Source organism: Paeniglutamicibacter sp. ORCA_105, assembly GCF_045798545.1.
GTDB lineage: Bacteria > Actinomycetota > Actinomycetes > Actinomycetales > Micrococcaceae > Paeniglutamicibacter > Paeniglutamicibacter sulfureus.
In genome coordinates, this window is record NZ_JBIXLM010000092.1 from 1 (window position 1) to 631 (window position 631).

The 631-nt window shown below is 59.1% G+C and carries 1 protein-coding gene; it reads left to right on the forward strand.

The features are described 5' to 3' along the window. Nucleotides 1-89: 89 nt before the first annotated feature. On the forward strand, nucleotides 90-631 hold a 542-nt coding region (wecB, locus tag ACIPUB_RS20100; protein ID WP_407608998.1), incomplete at its 3' end, for a non-hydrolyzing UDP-N-acetylglucosamine 2-epimerase.

Sequence of the window (631 nt, forward strand, 5' to 3'; positions counted from 1 at the left end):
GGCAAGGACGTTATCGATACGCGCGGCCTCTGGCGCTAAGCCCGAGTCAATGTAATCCCAACATCGCTCGCCCGAACGGATAGGTAATCGTGAAGAAAATTATGCCGATTTACGGCACGCGCCCGGAAGCCATCAAGGTGGCTCCGATTGTGAAGGCCTTGCAGGAATCGGAGCTCTTCGACTGTGTGGTGACCGTAACCGGCCAGCACCGCGAGATGCTCGACCAAGTCAACGAGCTCTTTGACATCACCCCGGAATACGACCTGGATGTCATTCAGCCCCGGCAGACCCTGAACTCCTTGCTGACAAAGACCATCAACGGTCTGGATGCCATCTTTGAGAAGGAAAAGCCGGACGCCGTGGTGGTCCAGGGGGACACCACCACGTCGACCGCCGGCGCCATTGCCGCGTTCTACCGGGGCATCCCGGTGGTCCACGCCGAGGCGGGACTGCGAAGCTACGACATCTTCTCGCCGTTCCCTGAGGAAGCGAACCGCAAGATCACGTCACAGATCGCCAGTTTGCACCTTGCTCCGACCACGCTGAGCCAGCTGAACCTGGTCAACGAGACCATTGATCCGCGGACCATTACGGTCACCGGCAACACCGTGATCGATGCGCTGTTCAAGGT